Source organism: Pseudomonas sp. GW821-FHT09C10, from assembly GCF_059418085.1.
On sequence record NZ_JBWKPE010000027.1, the window covers coordinates 1 to 17,139 of the forward strand.

General features: G+C 62.5%; 15 protein-coding genes and 1 tRNA gene. All 16 read right to left on the reverse strand.

Translation table 11 applies throughout. From position 1 onward, the window contains the following. Positions 1 to 2: 2 nt before the first annotated feature. Positions 3 to 75, reverse strand: a tRNA-Val gene (locus AC07OT_RS30440). 107 nt (positions 76 to 182) lie between these two features. After that, positions 183 to 947: an SDR family oxidoreductase gene (locus tag AC07OT_RS30445; protein ID WP_027604081.1), complete on the reverse strand. Its 765-nt coding sequence runs from the start codon at positions 945 to 947 to the stop codon at positions 183 to 185. Between the two features lie 11 nt (positions 948 to 958). Continuing rightward, complete coding sequence (locus AC07OT_RS30450) at positions 959 to 2,170, reverse strand: O-succinylhomoserine sulfhydrylase (RefSeq protein ID WP_495109828.1); 1,212 nt, start codon at positions 2,168 to 2,170, stop codon at positions 959 to 961. Positions 2,171 to 2,235: 65 nt separating this feature from the next. Next, on the reverse strand, positions 2,236 to 3,741 hold the full coding sequence (purF, locus tag AC07OT_RS30455) for an amidophosphoribosyltransferase (RefSeq protein ID WP_027604079.1): 1,506 nt from the start codon (positions 3,739 to 3,741) through the stop codon (positions 2,236 to 2,238). 41 nt (positions 3,742 to 3,782) lie between these two features. Then, a complete protein-coding gene (locus AC07OT_RS30460; RefSeq protein ID WP_003192538.1) occupies positions 3,783 to 4,340 on the reverse strand; it encodes a CvpA family protein in 558 nt (185 codons plus the stop codon). Between the two features lie 181 nt (positions 4,341 to 4,521). Beyond that, positions 4,522 to 5,181 carry an SPOR domain-containing protein gene (locus tag AC07OT_RS30465; protein ID WP_495109829.1) on the reverse strand — a complete coding sequence of 220 codons (660 nt, stop codon included), beginning with the start codon at positions 5,179 to 5,181 and terminating at the stop codon, positions 4,522 to 4,524. Next, positions 5,165 to 6,472, reverse strand: coding sequence for a bifunctional tetrahydrofolate synthase/dihydrofolate synthase (gene folC / locus AC07OT_RS30470; protein ID WP_495109830.1), 1,308 nt, complete (start codon positions 6,470 to 6,472; stop codon positions 5,165 to 5,167). The genes AC07OT_RS30465 and folC overlap by 17 nt, the downstream gene beginning before the upstream one ends. Then, on the reverse strand, positions 6,469 to 7,389 hold the full coding sequence (accD, locus tag AC07OT_RS30475) for an acetyl-CoA carboxylase, carboxyltransferase subunit beta (RefSeq protein WP_027604076.1): 921 nt from the start codon (positions 7,387 to 7,389) through the stop codon (positions 6,469 to 6,471). Before accD ends, folC begins: the two co-directional genes overlap by 4 nt. 243 nt (positions 7,390 to 7,632) lie before the next feature. Then, on the reverse strand, positions 7,633 to 8,265 hold the full coding sequence (locus AC07OT_RS30480) for a phosphoribosylanthranilate isomerase (RefSeq protein ID WP_495109831.1): 633 nt from the start codon (positions 8,263 to 8,265) through the stop codon (positions 7,633 to 7,635). A 64-nt stretch (positions 8,266 to 8,329) separates the two neighbouring features. Continuing rightward, positions 8,330 to 9,154 (reverse strand): tRNA pseudouridine(38-40) synthase TruA, encoded by an 825-nt coding sequence (gene truA / locus AC07OT_RS30485; RefSeq protein WP_495109843.1) that lies wholly within the window; start codon positions 9,152 to 9,154, stop codon positions 8,330 to 8,332. Positions 9,155 to 9,294: 140 nt separating this feature from the next. Further along, complete coding sequence (locus AC07OT_RS30490) at positions 9,295 to 11,856, reverse strand: motility hub landmark protein FimV (RefSeq protein WP_495109832.1); 2,562 nt, start codon at positions 11,854 to 11,856, stop codon at positions 9,295 to 9,297. Positions 11,857 to 12,019: 163 nt separating this feature from the next. Then, a complete protein-coding gene (locus tag AC07OT_RS30495; RefSeq protein ID WP_495103253.1) occupies positions 12,020 to 13,030 on the reverse strand; it encodes an aspartate-semialdehyde dehydrogenase in 1,011 nt (336 codons plus the stop codon). A gap of 249 nt (positions 13,031 to 13,279) precedes the next feature. Continuing rightward, positions 13,280 to 14,392, reverse strand: a complete 1,113-nt coding sequence (gene asd, locus AC07OT_RS30500) for an aspartate-semialdehyde dehydrogenase (RefSeq protein WP_027604071.1) — start codon at positions 14,390 to 14,392, stop codon at positions 13,280 to 13,282. 64 nt (positions 14,393 to 14,456) lie between these two features. Then, a complete protein-coding gene (gene leuB / locus AC07OT_RS30505) occupies positions 14,457 to 15,539 on the reverse strand; it encodes a 3-isopropylmalate dehydrogenase (protein WP_017530190.1) in 1,083 nt (360 codons plus the stop codon). Between the two features lie 52 nt (positions 15,540 to 15,591). Continuing rightward, positions 15,592 to 16,356, reverse strand: a complete 765-nt coding sequence (locus tag AC07OT_RS30510; RefSeq protein WP_495109833.1) for a class I SAM-dependent methyltransferase — start codon at positions 16,354 to 16,356, stop codon at positions 15,592 to 15,594. Between the two features lie 130 nt (positions 16,357 to 16,486). Further along, positions 16,487 to 17,131: a 3-isopropylmalate dehydratase small subunit gene (leuD, locus tag AC07OT_RS30515; protein ID WP_027604069.1), complete on the reverse strand. Its 645-nt coding sequence runs from the start codon at positions 17,129 to 17,131 to the stop codon at positions 16,487 to 16,489. Positions 17,132 to 17,139 lie beyond the last annotated feature (8 nt).

Here is a 17,139-nt window from a genome sequence, read left to right on the forward strand (position 1 = left end):
GGTGGGTGATGACGGGATCGAACCGCCGACCCTCTGCTTGTAAGGCAGATGCTCTCCCAGCTGAGCTAATCACCCTTTGCTTCGTTGAGGCCGCGAAATTTACGCAGGTAGCGGACCTAAGTCAATAGCCTGCTTGAAGTTTTTCTGAAAAAGACAAAATGGCTTCAAGACGGCTACCCGTCCTACTCGCTGTAAATCATCTTCTTGCTCATGCCACCGTCCACCACAAACTCTTGCCCGGTGACGAACCCGGCCTGGCGCGACAGCAGCCACGCCACCATCGCTGCCACGTCCTCTACCGTACCCACCCTGCCCGCCGGATGCTGGGCATGATCGGCATCGGTCAAAGGCTCGGCACGCCGCGCAGCAGGATCGCGGGCATCGATCCAGCCAGGACTGACCGCATTCACCCGCACTTCCGGCCCGAGGCTGATCGCCAAGGCGTGAGTAAGGGCCAACAGCCCCCCTTTGCTCGCCGCGTAGGCTTCGGTATCCGGTTCAGACTGACGAGCCCGGGTCGAGGCCAGATTGACGATGGCCCCGCCATGGGCACGCAGGTAGGGCGCACAATGCTTGGCCAGCAACATCGGCCCGCTCAGGTTAACGGCCAGCACGCGGTTCCAGTAGGCCAGGTCGAGGCTTTCCAGGGTGATATTGTGTGGGTCGGCCACCGCAGCGTTACAGACCAACGCGTCCAGGCGACCGAACTGCCCCAGGACTTCGGCGACCCCCTGGGCCACCTGTTTCTCGTCAGCCACGTCCATGGTGATAAACCAGGCGTTTTCGCCCAGCACCTTGGACACCTTGGAACCGCGCTCGCGGTCGAGGTCGGTCAAGACCACCTGCCAGCCTTCGCTGATCAGCCACGCCGCAATCCCGAGGCCAATACCCCGCGCCGCGCCCGTCACCAGGGCGACGCGCCCATTACTGGCCGCCGCGGCCTCCAGGGACCACTCGATCACAAGGCAGCCAGCCCGCGAGCCAGGTCAGCCTGCAGATCCGTGACATCTTCCAGGCCGACCGCGATGCGGATCAGGCTGTCCCGGATACCGGCCGCCTCACGCTCCTGCGGCGCCAGGCGTCCGTGGGAGGTGGTGCTCGGATGGGTAATGGTGGTCTTGCTATCGCCCAGGTTGGCCGTGATGGAGATCAGGCGCGTCGCATCGATAAAGCGCCAGGCGCCCTCTTTGCCGCCCTTCACTTCGAAACTCACCACGGCGCCGAAACCACGCTGCTGGCGCTGGGCCAATGCGTGCTGCGGGTGGCTCTTGAGGCCGGCGTAATGCACTTTTTCGATACCGTCCTGCTGCTCCAGCCACTCGGCCAGGGCCTGGGCGTTGGCGCAATGGGCTTTCATACGCAGGCTGAGGGTTTCCAGGCCCTTGAGGAAGATCCAGGCGTTGAACGGGCTCAAGGTCGGGCCGGCGGTGCGCAGGAAGCCCACCACTTCCTTCATCTGCTCGCTGCGGCCGGCAACCACACCGCCCATGCAACGGCCCTGGCCATCGATAAACTTGGTGGCCGAGTGCACCACAATGTCCGCGCCCAGCTTCAGCGGCTGCTGCAAGGCAGGCGTGCAGAAACAGTTGTCGACCACCAGCATCGCGCCTTTGGCGTGAGCCACTTCGGACAACGCGGCGATATCCACCAACTCGGCCAGCGGATTGGATGGCGACTCGACGAACAGCAGCTTGGTGTTGGACTTGATTGCCGCACCCCACCCGGACAGATCCGCCAGGGGCACGTAGTCCACTTCGATACCGAAGCGCTTGAAATACTTCTCGAACAGGCTGATGGTCGAACCGAACACGCTGCGCGACACCAGCACGTGGTCGCCGGCACTGCACAGGCTCATCACCACCGCCAGGATCGCCGCCATGCCGGTGGCCGTCGCCACCGCCTGCTCTGCGCTTTCCAGCGCCGCGATACGCTCTTCGAACGCGCGCACAGTCGGGTTGGTGTAGCGGGAATAAACGTTACCTGGCACTTCACCAGCAAAGCGCGCAGCAGCGTCGGCCGCCGTGCGGAACACGTAGCTGGAGGTGAAGAACATCGGGTCACCGTGCTCACCTTCCGGGGTACGGTGCTGGCCGGCGCGCACAGCCAGGGTATCGAAAGCTACGCCATCGAGGTCGCTGTCCAAGCGACCGGCATCCCATTCCTGACTCATGCTGCGACTCCTTACTCAATTCTTTATTTAAGATACAAAACCGGCCCCTCAGGGCCGGTGTCTACTCAGTTGTTGTACAGATCGATGATCGCGCTGACCGCCTGGGTCTTGATCTTCGACGAGTCGTTACGCGCCTGCTCGATCTTGTTCAGGTAGGCCTCGTCGACGTCACCGGTCACGTACTTGCCGTCGAACACGGCGCAGTCGAACTGCTCGATCTTGATCTTGCCACCGCCGACCGCTTCGATCAGGTCCGGCAGGTCCTGGTAGATCAGCCAATCGGCGCCGATCAGATCGGCCACGTCCTGGGTCGTACGGTTGTGTGCGATCAGTTCGTGGGCGCTCGGCATGTCGATACCGTACACGTTCGGGTAACGCACGGCAGGCGCTGCGGAACAGAAGTACACGTTCTTCGCACCGGCTTCACGGGCCATCTGGATGATTTGCTTGCAGGTGGTGCCGCGCACGATGGAGTCGTCCACCAGCATCACGTTCTTGCCGCGGAATTCCAGTTCGATGGCGTTGAGCTTCTGGCGCACCGACTTCTTGCGCGCCGCCTGGCCCGGCATGATGAAGGTGCGACCGATGTAACGGTTCTTCACGAAGCCTTCGCGGAACTTGACTCCCAGGTGGTTGGCCAATTCCAGCGCAGCGGTACGGCTGGTGTCCGGGATCGGGATCACCACGTCGATGTCGTGCTCGGGACGCTCGCGCAGGATCTTGTCGGCCAGCTTCTCGCCCATGCGCAGGCGCGCCTTGTACACCGAAACGCCGTCGATGATCGAATCCGGACGCGCCAGGTAGACGTGTTCGAAGATGCACGGGGTAAGTTTCGGCGCGACAGCGCACTGACGGGTATGCAGCTTGCCGTCTTCGGTGATGTACACCGCTTCGCCCGGCGCGAGGTCGCGGATCAGGGTGAAGCCCAGCACGTCAAGGGACACGCTTTCGGACGCGATCATGTACTCGACGCCTTCGTCGGTGTGACGCTGGCCGAACACGATCGGGCGAATACCGTGGGGGTCACGGAAGCCGACGATGCCGTAGCCGGTGATCATCGCCACAACGGCATAACCGCCGACGCAACGGTTATGCACGTCGATCACGGCGGCGAACACATCTTCTTCGGTCGGCTGCAGCTTGCCGCGCTGGGCCAGCTCGTGGGCGAACACGTTGAGCAGCACTTCCGAGTCGGAGCTGGTGTTGACGTGGCGCAGGTCAGATTCGTAAATCTCCTTGGCCAATTGCTCAACGTTGGTCAGGTTACCGTTATGCGCCAGGGTAATGCCGTAAGGCGAGTTGACGTAGAACGGTTGAGCTTCGGCCGACGTCGAGCTACCGGCGGTCGGGTAACGCACATGGCCAATGCCCATGTGCCCGACGAGGCGCTGCATGTGACGCTGATGGAACACGTCACGTACCAGGCCATTGTCCTTGCGCAGGAATAACCGGCCGTCGTGGCTGGTCACAATACCGGCAGCGTCCTGGCCGCGGTGCTGGAGGACGGTTAGCGCGTCATACAGCGCCTGATTGACGTTCGACTTACCGACGATACCGACGATGCCACACATGCGACGCAACCCCTACTTAATGAATCTTGACTGAACACAACTTACTGCGGCGTTTTGGCCGGCAAGAGGTGTTCCTTGAACGGAAGATCAGCGGGTACGCTGATTCCGCTGGCCAGCCACTGACTGCTCCACCCCAAGATGAGGTTCTTGGACCAATCTGCAACCAATAGAAATTTTGGCACGAGGACCGACTCCTGCCACCACGAATCCTGCTGTACCGGCCCCAGGCTCAACAGCCCGACCGCCACGACCACCAGCAACGCGCCACGCGCGGCACCGAAGGCCATGCCGAGAAATCGATCGGTCCCGGAGAGGCCGGTGACACGTATCAACTCGCCAATAAGATAATTGACCATTGCCCCCACCAGCAGCGTGGCGATGAACATGATGGCGCAGCCCGCGATGACGCGAGCCGAAGGTGTCTCGATGTATCCGGCCAGGTAGACCGACAATGAACCGCCGAACATCCAGGCTACGACTCCTGCGATGATCCAGGTCAGCAACGACAGTGCTTCTTTTACGAAGCCGCGGCTTAGACTGATCAAAGCGGAGATGGCGACGATTGCAACGATCGCCCAGTCAACCCAGGTAAATGGCACGTTTGAGCCTACGGACGGATAAGGCGGCGCATTTTAGCAGAGCGTCGGGCTGTCGGTAAGCTGTGATTGCGGCTGCTTTGCAAATCAATAGTTTGTGGCGGGCCAGCCCGATTTCAACCCCACTGCAAAACCATTGTGGGAGGGGCTTGCCCCCTCCTACATTGGATTGCATTCCACGGACTCAGCCGCGCTCAGGCTGGAAGCGGGTCACGAAGCCCTTCAGGTTCTGCTGACGGTCCAGCAAATCCCGCAGCCGGTCGGCCTCGGCGCGCTCGATCAGCGGCCCGATAAACACTCGGTTCTTGCCGTCGGCGCTACGGATGTAGGCGTTGTAGCCCTGGGCACGCAGCTTCTTCTGCAAGGCGTCGGCGCTTTCACGATTGCCCAGGCTGGCCACCTGGATCGACCAACTGATCGGCAGACCATTCGGATCGATACGGCTCTGACCCACATCCGGCTTGCCCGGCGCGGCAGGCTGCGGCGCCACCGGTTTGGGCGCAGGCGCAGGCGTCGCCGGCTTGGCGGCGACAGCCGGAGCAGGTGTCGGCTTGACCACCGGCACGCTTGGCTGCACCGGCATCGACGGCGCCTGCTGCGCAGCCACCTCATCGTCGGTCGGCACCGGCTCTTCTTCCGGCAACGCCTGCGGCTCAGGCACCACCACCGGCTCCACCTGCACTTGCGGCACTGCCGGTGCCTGGGGCGCAGCCGGAGCCTCGACAACCACCTGGCGCTGCTCGTCCTGGCGGGAAAACAGCATCGGCAGGAAAATCACCGCCAATGCCACCAGCACCAGGGCTCCAACCATTCGCTGCTTGTATGCGCTATCCAGTAATGCCATGTGCAGCTTCCTCCGTGGAGCGCCGGGCCAACCACTCAAGCGCCTCGGCAACACAATAAAATGATCCGAACAACAGAATTTCGTCCTCGGCCGTCGCTACCGCGCACTGTGCCTCCAGGGCGGCAGTCACGCTTGCATACGACGCCACCGGCGCACCAAGGTTCTGTAACGCGGTTTCAAGCTCATGGGCCGGACGACTGCGGGGCGTATCCAGCGGCGCTACCGCCCAAGCCTGGACACTGTCCAGCAACGGCGCAACCACGCCCTCCAGGTCCTTATCGGCGAGCAAACCGAATACAGCCAGGCGACGCCCCGCCGGCGGCGTGCGTGCCAGGCGCTTGGCCAGGTATTGCGCTGCATGGGGGTTATGCCCCACATCCAGCAGCAGGTTCAGGCGCTTGCCGTGCCAGTCGAACGCACGACGATCCAGGCGTCCCACCACGCGAGTCGCCAGCAAAGTCGCAGCAATCTGCTCAGCCTGCCAAGGCAGGTCCAGCAACAGATAGGCTTGCAGCGCGAGCGCGGCGTTCTCCATCGGCAGGTTCAGCAAGGGCAGATCACGCAGCTCTACAACCAGCCCACGGGCATCCCGGCCGCGCCACTGCCAGTGCCGGTCACCGATTTCAAGATTGAATTCGCGGCCACGCAGGAAGAATGGGCAGTCCAGCTCACGCACCTTGTCCAGCAAGGGCTGCGGCGGATCCAGGTCACCGCACAGCGCAGGCTTGCCCGGACGGAAAATCCCGGCCTTTTCATAGGCCACGGACTCGCGGGTATCCCCCAGGTAGTCGGCATGGTCCACGCCAATACTGGTGACCAGCGCCAGGTCGGCATCCACCACGTTGACGGTGTCCAGGCGCCCGCCCAGGCCCACTTCCAATACAACCACATCCAGCTGCGCACGCTCGAACAGCCAGAACGCCGCCAGGGTGCCCATTTCGAAGTAAGTCAGGGAAATCTCACCGCGCCCGGCATCGAGTGCGGCGAAGGCTTCGCAGAGTTGCTCATCGCTGGCTTCGACGCCATTGAGTTGCACCCGCTCGTTGTAACGCAGCAAGTGCGGCGAGCTGTACACGCCGACTTTTAGCCCCTGCGCTTGCAGCAGCGCGGCAACAAAGGCACAGGTAGAGCCCTTGCCGTTGGTGCCGGTCACCGTGATCACACGCGGCGCCGGCCGGCCCAACCCAAGGCGGGCCGCTACCTGTTGCGAGCGCTCCAGGCCCATGTCGATGGCGGACGGATGCAACTGCTCGAGGTAGGCGAGCCATTCGCCCAGGGTACGTTGGGTCATAGGTTCGCAGGCACCGGCGGCACAACGATCGGCTCGACTTTAGGCGCGACGTAAACAGGTGTCGGCAGGCCCATCATCTGCGCCAGCAGGCTACCCAGGCGTGGACGCAGCTCACCGCGCGGAATGATCAGGTCGATTGCGCCGTGCTCCAGCAGGAACTCGCTGCGCTGGAAGCCTTCCGGCAATTTTTCGCGCACGGTCTGCTCGATCACGCGCGGACCGGCAAAGCCGATCAGGGCTTTTGGCTCACCGACAATCACGTCGCCCAGCATCGCCAGGCTGGCGGAAACACCGCCGTAGACCGGGTCGGTCAGCACGGAGATGAACGGAATGCCTTCTTCGCGCAGACGCGCCAACACCGCAGAGGTCTTGGCCATTTGCATCAGGGAGATCAGGGCTTCCTGCATCCGCGCACCACCGGAGGCGGCGAAGCAGATCATCGGGCAACGATTTTCCAGGGCGTAGTTGGCGGCGCGCACGAAGCGCTCACCGACGATGGCACCCATGGAGCCGCCCATGAAGGAGAACTCGAACGCCGAGACCACCACCGGCATGCCCAGCAGCTTGCCGCTGACGGAAATCAACGCGTCCTTCTCACCAGTCTGCTTTTGCGCAGCGGTCAGGCGGTCCTTGTACTTCTTGCCGTCGCGGAACTTCAGACGGTCGACCGGCTCCAGGTCGGCGCCCAGCTCGTTACGGCCGTCGGCGTCGAGGAAGATGTCGATACGGGCGCGGGCGCCGATACGCATGTGGTGGTTGCACTTGGGGCAAACATCCAGGGTCTTTTCCAGCTCAGGGCGGTACAGCACCGCGTCGCAGGATGGGCACTTGTGCCACAGACCTTCAGGAACCGAGCTTTTCTTCACCTCGGAACGCATGATCGAAGGGATCAGTTTGTCTACTAACCAGTTGCTCATGCTTTCTTTCTCCAGTACCGGTGGCTTGAACACAGCCCCGCGTATGCCCTTGAGCTAAATTCATATGTGGCGATGACGCAGGCTGGACGGGGTCAGACGTTCGACCTGCCATTTCCAGCCTGCATCCTCAGCCTTCCAGACAACCTGCCAGTGCAGGTTGCCACTTCATTTCCGGGCCGCCCTCAGGCGGAGCCGGGCTGTTTTACACAGTGGTAGTTATGGACGGCGGCAGACTGCCAGCCGTCACATCCCGCCACAGCTGTTGCGCACCGCCTGCATGAATGCGCGAATCCTGTCGTGATCCTTGATGCCCTTGCCTTGCTCTACCCCACCGCTGACATCCACGGCATACGGTCGGACCTGTTGAATCGCCGCACCGACATTGCCAGGGTTGAGCCCTCCGGCCAGGATGAGCGGCTTGCTCAATCCTTCAGGGATCAGCGACCAATCGAACGCTTCGCCGGTACCACCGGGTACGCCTTCGACATACGTGTCCAACAGAATGCCACGCGCGCCGGAATAGGCAGCGCAGGCCATCGCTATATCGTCACCCGCCTTGACCCGCAACGCCTTGATATACGGGCGTTGGTAGCTTTCACATTGATCCGGGGTTTCGTCGCCGTGAAATTGCAGCATATCCAGCTGCACGGCATCCAGGGTTTCGTTGAGTTCGCAGCGGCTGGCGTTGACGAACAAGCCCACGGTGGTGACGAACGGCGGCAGCGCCGCAATGATCGCCCGCGCCTGCAACACATTCACCGCCCGTGGGCTCCTGGCATAAAACACCAGGCCAATGGCATCCGCTCCCGCCTCGACTGCCGCCAGCGCGTCTTCTATGCGGGTAATCCCGCAAATCTTGCTGCGAACGGCAGGCATGTCGTAGAAACCTCAGGGGTTGGACCGATAAAGTCCCGGATGGTAACAAAAGCTTTTCCAGGCGTCAGCCGCCAAGTTCACTGAACCCTGTGAGGAAGTGTGGCCCGATGAAACGCTGGGGCAGCTCGAACTCGTCGCGGTACTCCACGTCCACCAGGTACAGGCCAAACGGATGCGCCGTGACGCCGCCCGTGCGGCGGATGCGGCTTTCCAGCACTTCCCTGGCCCATTCCACCGGGCGTTCGCCAGTGCCGATGGTCATCAATACGCCAGCAATGTTGCGCACCATATGGTGCAGGAAGGCACCGGCGCGGATGTCCAGCACAATCATCTTGCCGTGGCGAGTCACCCGCAGGTGGTGGACTTCCTTGATAGGCGACTTGGCCTGGCACTGGCCGGCGCGGAACGCACTGAAATCATGCACCCCCACCAGATGCTGCGCAGCCTCGGCCATGCGCTCGGCATCCAGCGGACGGTGGTTCCAGGTGATTTCTTCGTTGAGGTGCGCAGGACGGATCTGGTCGTTGTAGATCACATAGCGATAACGCCGGGCAATCGCCTTGTAGCGCGCATGAAAGTGCGCAGGCATGACCTTGGCCCAACTGACGCTGACGTCGTGGGGCAGATTGATATTGGCACCCATCACCCAGGCCTTCATCGTGCGTTCGGCCTGGGTATCGAAGTGCACCACTTGGCCGCAGGCATGCACACCGGCATCGGTACGCCCGGCGCACATCAATGACACCGGGGAGTCAGCCACTTTCGACAGCGCCTTCTCCAGGGTTTCCTGCACCGTCAGCACGCCTGACGCCTGACGCTGCCAGCCGCGATAGCGCGAGCCTTTGTATTCCACGCCGAGGGCGATGCGGTAAAAGCCAGCGGCCGCCATTTCGGCGGCCGGGTTATCTATATTTGCCAAGAACTGAGAGCCTGATGAGTTGCGCGAAGGCGGCCATTATAAATGCGCCAGCTGCGTGGCGTGCGCTTTTGTTGGGGATTGACCTTCCCACACCGCACCGGCATCAACCTTCAGATTTTGCCGAGCATTTCCTTGGCCTCGCCGCGCTGCGTCTCATCACCTTCGGTGAGTACTTCGGAGAGGATGTCCCGCGCGCCGTCGGCATCCCCCATGTCGATATAGGCCTGGGCGAGATCGAGCTTGGTGGCGACTTCATTCGTGCCGGACAGGAAGTCGAACTCCGGCTCATCCCCACCCAGCGCCGCGTCCTCGGCGGTAAAGGAGGGTTCGATGGGCGGATTCTCCAAGCTCTGGGACAGGCGATCCAGCTCGGCGTTGACATCGTCCAGCTCCGAAGCGAAGGCATCCGGCTTGGCCGCTGCGTCTGGTTCGTCCGCCAGGGACAGGTCGAAATCCTCCGGCAAATCGAAGTCATCCAGCGCCGATGGGGTCAGCGTCGGCGGCTCCACTGCCGACACATCCTTCATCTGGTCCTCAAGACCGGAAAGGAAGTCATCGTCGGACTGCTCGGACGCCGGGGTATTCGGCTGCAGATCCAGGTCGAAGTCCGACAGGTTTTCCTTGTCGGCCTTGGACGCCGATTGCTGTTCCAGGAGCGCTGCAAACGTCTGTTCGTCGTCCAGGTTGGCTGGCGAAGCCGCCTCCAGCTCATCCAGGCTCAGGTCGAAATCGGTGTCGAGTGCATCGGGCTCGGCGGCTGGGACGGCCGGTTTGTCTTCCAGCAGGTCCTTGACGTACTGAGCGTCGAGGGCCGCGGCGGCAACCGCGGCACTGACGCCCGCCGCCAATACCGCCATCGCGGGAAAGCGCGACTTGAGTTGCTCGACTTGGGCATGGTTCTCACCATTGGCCACCAGTTGGCGCTCCTGGGTCACGAAACCGTCCTTGTCGCTTTGCAGGCCGTAGACTTCCATCAGCTTCAACCGCAGGTCGCTGCGCTTGGGCTCGTGCTTGATCGCTTGCTCGAGCACATCGGCGGCCTGGTTCAGGTGACCACGGTCGATATGGGACTGGGCTTGCGCCAGGGCATCGTTGGCGTTTTGCGGGGCCACGGCAGCGGCCAGCGGCGCGAGCACGGAGGCAACCGTCGGAACCGCCACTGCCGGTGCAACCACTGGAGCAGGTGCCGGAGCGGCTGCCAGCTTGACGTTCGGCGGCGGCACTTCGAGGCCTTCGAAACTGTCCGACGGCAGGTCCTGTTCGATGCTTGAGGTAAATTCCGGCTCTTCAGCCAGCGCCCGCGCCATGCGCAAGTGCTTTTCCTCTTCACGGCGGGCGTTGCGATGGCGCGCCCACAGCAGCAGGAGCAGCAACACCACCAGGCCAGCCGCGCCGCCGATCACACCGAGGACAACCGGGTTGGTCAGCAGATCATTGAACTTGCCTTCGGTGGCGTCAGGTGCGGCGGCCGGTTTAGCCGCCTCAGGTGCAGGCGCAGACGGGGTTGGCGTTGGCGCGTCGGCCTGTGAAGCGGGTGCTGCCGGCGTGGCGGCCGGGTCGCTTGCCAGCTGCGCGGGCATCGCTGCCGTCGCCGGTACGGCCGGGTCGCCTTTTTCTGCCTGCAAACGGGCCAGTTGATCGTTTTTCAGTTGAATCAACTTTTGCAGTTTATCCAACTGGCTTTGCAGATCTGCGGCACGGCTCTTGAGCTCTTCGTTATCGCGGCGAGTGGTGTCCAGTTGCTCCTGGGTCATCGCCAGCTTGTCGCTCAGGACCTGGCTGTCGCCGGCCTTGCCCTTGCCGCCTTTCTTGGCTGCTTCAGCCGAGACCAGGCTCAGGTTGTCCTGGGTATTGGTGGTCGACGGCGCATTGCCGGCCTGGGCACGCTTGGTGGCGTCCAGTTGCTGCTTGCCGGCCGCCTGATTGGTCGCCCCGCGCCGACCCTGGCGCCAGGCGGCATTTTGTACCCTCACTTCGGCGATTGCCTGAGGTTGCGGCAACGCCGTACTTTGTACGGTGTCCGGCAGGCGCAGCACCTGGCCGGTTTTCAGGCGGTTGATATTGCCGTCGATAAAGGCGTCGGGGTTGAGTGCCTGAATGGCCAGCATGGTCTGCTGCACCGAGCCGCCATTGCGGTGCTTCTGCGCAATTTCCCACAGGGTGTCGCGGGAGGTGGTGGTGTGCTGGGCCGGCGTGCTCACAACGGGCGCAGTGCGGGCGGGCGCTCCCACGCGCGGTGCAGGTGCTGCGGAGGTCGAAGCCGACTGGTCGAACTTGGCAGGGTCGAGCAACACACTGTAGTCGCGCATCAAGCGGCCATTGGGCCATTGCACCTGCAGCAGGAAACGTACGTAGGAATCCGGCAGCGGCTTGCTGGAGGTGACGCGCACCACGCTGCGACCACTAGGATTGATGACCGGGGTAAACGTCAGGTCATCGAGAAACGCCTGACGATCGACGCCCGCGTCCACGAATGCCTGGGATGAGGCCAGGCTCGGGGTGATCTCGGACGCCGTGAGGCCACCGACATCGAGCAATTCGATTTCCACCGACAACGGCTGGTTCAACGTCGACTTAAGGGTCATTTCCCCCAGCTGCAGCGCCTGCGCCATACCGGAGGACAGCGCCGAGGCGGCCGCTATTGCTAACACCAGTTTGCGAACTTGAACCATAGCCTCATCCTTTGTTTGAACACTCCCCGGCCTGCGAGAAGGTTGGTAACCGCTTGCCATAAGGCATGGCGAGCCGATAGGTCACCGACGCGCAATTGTTCCTGCTTGGGGCCAAGCATAGCGCCTGGTTAGAATCAATCTACAAATTGCCGCCAAGTATCTTTTACGCAAGGCGTTTTATCAACAACTGCGCCAGCTGCACGGCGTTAAGGGCGGCGCCCTTGCGTACGTTATCTGACGTCAGCCACAGATTTAGTTCAGCCGCGTCATCCACGCCCGCGCGCACCCGGCCTACGTAGACCACATCCTGGCCGACTGCGTCGCCCACGGCTGTAGGGTAATCACCCTCTTCTACCAGTTCGATACCCGGCGCGGCCTCCAATGCGCGGTTGACGGCGGCAAGATCAACCGCCGCGCCCAATTGCAATGACACAGTCAGGCTATCGCCAAAAAACACCGGGGCTTGAACGCAAGTTGCGGAAATCTTTAGCAAAGGTAATTCCAGGACTGCGCGCAGTTCGTGAACCAGGCGCTTTTCCAGGGCGGTATGACCTTGGGCGTCTGGCGTGCCGACCTGTGCCAACAGGTTAAAGGCCATTTGCCGGTCAAAGAACTTAGGTTCCAGAGGGCGCACGTTCAGGAGCTCGGCGGTCTGACGTGCCAATTCGCTGACGGCTTCCCGGCCTTGGGCAGACACTGCCAGGCTGGCAGTGACAGCAACACGCTGGATGTCCAGCAAGCCGCGCAACGGCGCCAGCACCACCGCCAGGTTGGTGGCCGACGGGCTCGGGCTGCCGAGCTGGAACGGTTTTTTCAGGCCGTCGAGGACGTGGGCATTGGCTTCCGGCACCACCTGGGGCGCCTGCTCGGCGGGCAAGGCTCCCGACAAGTCGATCACCGAGCAACCCGCCGCCGTGGCACGGGGCGCGAAGCTCAGGGTGACTGCTGGGCCTGCGGCGAAGAAGGCCAGTTGCGCCTTGCTGAAATCGAATTCGTCGACCTCCTTGACCCGTACGTTCTTGCCGCGAAACGGCACCGAGGCGCCAGCAGAGTTACTGCCCGCCAGCAGGTACAGGGTGCCCACCGGGAATGCCAGCTCTTCGAGAATCTGCACCAGGGTTTCGCCGACCGTACCGGTGGCACCGATCACGGCAATTTCAAAGGTCTGGGTCATGGGGGCTGCCTCGGGCATTGCGGGGGGAGCGGCACTTTACCGGGTGGCCGGGAGCGAGGCAATTAACCTGGGGCTGGTGGAGTGGCTGATGGCGCTATCGGGGGCAAGCCCCCTCCCACATTCAACCGAGTTCCAACGTTGAAATGCTGTTCACTGTGGGAGGGGGCTTGCTCCCGATAGCGCCCGAAAGAACAATAAAAAACCCGCGCCTGTCACCAGAACGCGGGTTTCTATTATTGGTTCAAGCGATCAACGCTCCAGCAAGATCCGCAGCATGCGACGCAACGGCTCGGCCGCACCCCACAGCAGTTGGTCGCCGACGGTGAATGCGCCCAGGTACTGGGTGCCCATGTTCAGCTTGCGCAGACGGCCCACCGGTACATTCAGGGTGCCGGTGACCTTGGTCGGGCTCAGCTCCTGCATGCTGATGTCGCGGTTGTTCGGCACCAGCTTGACCCAGGGGTTGTGCTGGCTGATCAGCCCTTCGATATCGGCGATCGGCACGTCTTTGTTCAGCTTGATGGTCAGCGCCTGGCTGTGGCAGCGCATGGCGCCGATGCGCACGCAGATGCCATCCACCGGGATCGGGCTCTTGAACCGGCCGAGGATCTTGTTGGTCTCGGCCTGGGCCTTCCACTCTTCGCGGCTCTGGCCGTTCGGCAGCTCTTTGTCGATCCACGGGATCAGGCTGCCGGCCAATGGCACACCGAAGTTCTCGGTCGGGTAGGCATCGCTGCGCATGGCTTCGGCCACACGGCGGTCGATGTCGAGGATCGCGCTGGCCGGGTCGGCCAGTTGATCGGCGACGGCGGCGTGGGTCGCGCCCATCTGCTTGATCAACTCACGCATGTTCTGCGCGCCGGCGCCGGACGCCGCCTGGTAGGTCATGGCGCTCATCCACTCGACCAGGCCGGCTTCGAACAGGCCGCCCAGGCCCATCAGCATCAGGCTGACGGTGCAGTTGCCGCCCACATAATTCTTGGTGCCGGCATCCAGCTGCTGGTCGATGACCTTGCGGTTGACCGGGTCGAGGATGATCACGGCGTCGTCCTGCATGCGCAGGCTCGAGGCGGCGTCGATCCAGTAACCCTGCCAGCCGGCTTCACGCAGCTTGGGGAAGACTTCGCTGGTGTAGTCGCCACCCTGGCAGGTGAGGATCACGTCGAGGGTTTTCAGCTCTTCAATGCTGTAGGCGTCCTTGAGCGGGGCAATATCCTTGCCCACGGACGGCCCTTGGCCACCTACGTTCGAAGTGGTGAAAAACACCGGCTCAATAAGATCGAAATCCTGCTCTTCCAGCATCCGCTGCATGAGCACGGAACCGACCATACCGCGCCAACCGATCAGACCTACACGTTTCATCGCAACTACACCTTGTTAAAAAGTGGGCCGCCTTGCAGCAACAACTGCAAGCGGGCCCGAGAGATTACAGATTCCGCAGCGCGGCGACTACTGCGTCGCCCATTTCTTGCGTCCCCACCTTGGTGCAACCCTGCGACCAGATGTCGCCGGTGCGCAAGCCCTGGTCCAGCACCAGGCTCACGGCCTTCTCGATCGCGTCCGCAGCGTCGCTCAGGTTGAAGCTGTAACGCAGCATCATCGAGACCGACAGGATGGTCGCCAGCGGGTTGGCAATGCCCTGGCCCGCAATGTCCGGCGCCGAGCCGTGGCAAGGCTCGTACATGCCCTTGTTATTGGTGTCCAGGGACGCCGACGGCAGCATGCCGATGGAACCGGTGAGCATCGACGCCTGGTCGGACAGGATGTCGCCGAACAGGTTGTCGGTGACGATCACGTCGAACTGCTTCGGCGCACGGACCAGTTGCATGGCGGCGTTGTCGACGTACATGTGGCTCAGTTCGACGTCCGGGTAGTCCTTGGCCACTTCTTCGACGATTTCGCGCCACAGTTGGCTGGAGGCCAGGACGTTGGCCTTGTCCACCGAGCAGACCTTCTTGCCGCGCACACGGGCCATGTCGAAACCGACGCGGGCAATACGGCGGATTTCACTCTCGCTGTACGGCAGGGTGTCGTAGGCCTGGCGTTCACCATTCTCCAACTCGCGCACGCCCCGTGGCGAGCCAAAGTAGATACCGCCGGTCAGTTCACGCACGATCAGGATGTCCAGGCCCGCCACCACTTCCGGCTTCAGGCTCGATGCGTCGGCCAGTTGCGGGTAGAGGATCGCCGGGCGCAGGTTGCCGAACAGGCCCAGTTGCGCGCGGATTTTCAGCAGGCCGCGCTCAGGGCGGATATCACGCTCGATCTTGTCCCACTTCGGGCCACCCACGGCGCCAAGCAGCACGGCATCGGCGGCGCGGGCGCGGTCCAGGGTTTCGTCGGCCAGGGGCACGCCGTGCTTGTCGATGGCAGCGCCGCCGATCACGTCGTGGCTCAATTCGAAGCCCAGGCTGTACTTGCTGTTGGCAAGCTCCAGGACCTTGACCGCTTCGGCCATGATTTCCGGACCAATACCGTCGCCAGGGAGAATCAGAATCTGCTTGCTCATGGGTTCCTCATTTCATCGAGCGACCTGCCCGTGGGCAGGCCGGGAAAATTAATCAGCGTTCGGCCCAGACCACCAGCACGTCGGTGCTGAAGGTGCCGTCGGCCTGAATCTCGTAGTAATCGCGCACTTCCTGGCCCATCGCCTGCTGCAGCTCCAGGATCGCGGCGCGCAACACTTGCGGTGTGCGCATGCGTTCGACCCACGAGGTGTATTCCAGGCGCAGGCGCTGGCGGCTGCTGTTGCGTACGTGCAAGCCGGCTTCGCTGAGCTGGCGCATCCATTCGGCGGCGGAGTAGTCACGCACGTGGCTGGTGTCGCGCAGCACTTCGACGGTTTGCAGGTAAGTGTCCAGCAACGGGCTGCCCGGTGACAAGACATCGATAAACGCCGCCACGCCGCCCGGCTTGAGCACGCGGCGCACTTCGCGCAGGGCCACGCCGAGGTCGCTCCAATGGTGCGCCGAATAACGGCTGAACACGAAGTCGAATTCGCCATCGGCAAACGGCAGGCGCTCGGCGGCGCCGTTTACGGTGCCGATATTGGTGAGACCGCGATCTTGCGCAGCGGCGGCCACCACATCGAGCATCTGCTGGGAGAGGTCGTAGGCCACGACTTCCTTGACCAATGGCGCCACATGGAAACTCACATGACCGGCACCGCAACCCAGGTCCAGCAGTCGCGCATCGCCCTGCCCGGCCAGTTCGGCCTGGAGCAGCGCGAATTCGGTGCCTTGGGCGTGCACGGCACTGCTCAGGTAGGCAGACGCCTGTTCGCCGAATTGTTTTTGCACGACTTGGGTGTGGGCGGTGCTGGTCATGGTGGCATCCTTCAAGGGGTGTGTTGCTGGTACCGGCCCTATCGGGGGCAAGCCCCCTCCCACATTTGGAATGCGCTCCCCCCGTGAGAGGGGGCTTGCCCCCGATGAAGCCGGTCCTGCCTACATCAATTTATGCGTCACGAAACAACCAGGGCTGGCTCGCCCGGTGCCTGGCTTCGAACGCGGCAATCGCATCGCCGTCCTGCAAGGTCAGGCCGATATCGTCCAGGCCGTTGATCAGGCAGTGCTTGCGGAAGGCGTCCACCTCAAAGTGGTACACCTTGCCGTCCGGACGGGTCACGGTTTGCGCAGCCAGGTCGATGGTCAACTGGTAGCCCACATCGGCTTCCACTTGCTTGAACAGTTCGTCGACTTCTTCGTCGGTCAGGATGATCGGCAACAGGCCGTTCTTGAAGCTGTTGTTGAAGAAGATGTCGGCATAGCTCGGCGCGATGATGCTGCGAAAGCCATATTCTTCCAGGGCCCACGGCGCGTGCTCGCGACTGGAGCCGCAACCGAAGTTTTCCCGGGCCAGCAGCACGCTGGCGCCCTGGTAGCGCTCGGCGTTGAGCACGAAGTCCTTGTTCAGCGGGCGCTTGGAGTTGTCCTGGTAGGCGTAGCCCACGTCCAGGTAGCGCCATTCGTCGAACAGGTTGGGGCCGAAACCGGTGCGCTTGATGGACTTCAAGAACTGCTTGGGGATGATCTGGTCGGTGTCGACGTTGGCACGATCCAACGGCGCGACTAAACCGGTGTGTTGGGTAAAAGCTCTCATCGGGTTTT

What these genes read in the sequence shown, in the direction of transcription:
- AC07OT_RS30490 (WP_495109832.1), bottom strand. Translation starts at nt 11,856, where the DNA reads ATGGTTCAAGTTCGCAAACTGGTGTTAGCAATAGCGGCCGCCTCGGCG.
- AC07OT_RS30450 (WP_495109828.1), bottom strand. Translation starts at nt 2,170, where the DNA reads ATGAGTCAGGAATGGGATGCCGGTCGCTTGGACAGCGACCTCGATGGC.
- asd (WP_027604071.1), bottom strand. Translation starts at nt 14,392, where the DNA reads ATGAAACGTGTAGGTCTGATCGGTTGGCGCGGTATGGTCGGTTCCGTG.
- AC07OT_RS30480 (WP_495109831.1), bottom strand. Translation starts at nt 8,265, where the DNA reads ATGCCTGCCGTTCGCAGCAAGATTTGCGGGATTACCCGCATAGAAGAC.
- AC07OT_RS30465 (WP_495109829.1), bottom strand. Translation starts at nt 5,181, where the DNA reads ATGGCATTACTGGATAGCGCATACAAGCAGCGAATGGTTGGAGCCCTG.
- truA (WP_495109843.1), bottom strand. Translation starts at nt 9,154, where the DNA reads ATGGCGGCCGCTGGCTTTTACCGCATCGCCCTCGGCGTGGAATACAAA.
- AC07OT_RS30510 (WP_495109833.1), bottom strand. Translation starts at nt 16,356, where the DNA reads ATGACCAGCACCGCCCACACCCAAGTCGTGCAAAAACAATTCGGCGAA.
- purF (WP_027604079.1), bottom strand. Translation starts at nt 3,741, where the DNA reads ATGTGTGGCATCGTCGGTATCGTCGGTAAGTCGAACGTCAATCAGGCG.
- AC07OT_RS30495 (WP_495103253.1), bottom strand. Translation starts at nt 13,030, where the DNA reads ATGACCCAGACCTTTGAAATTGCCGTGATCGGTGCCACCGGTACGGTC.
- accD (WP_027604076.1), bottom strand. Translation starts at nt 7,389, where the DNA reads ATGAGCAACTGGTTAGTAGACAAACTGATCCCTTCGATCATGCGTTCC.
- folC (WP_495109830.1), bottom strand. Translation starts at nt 6,472, where the DNA reads ATGACCCAACGTACCCTGGGCGAATGGCTCGCCTACCTCGAGCAGTTG.
- leuB (WP_017530190.1), bottom strand. Translation starts at nt 15,539, where the DNA reads ATGAGCAAGCAGATTCTGATTCTCCCTGGCGACGGTATTGGTCCGGAA.
- leuD (WP_027604069.1), bottom strand. Translation starts at nt 17,131, where the DNA reads ATGAGAGCTTTTACCCAACACACCGGTTTAGTCGCGCCGTTGGATCGT.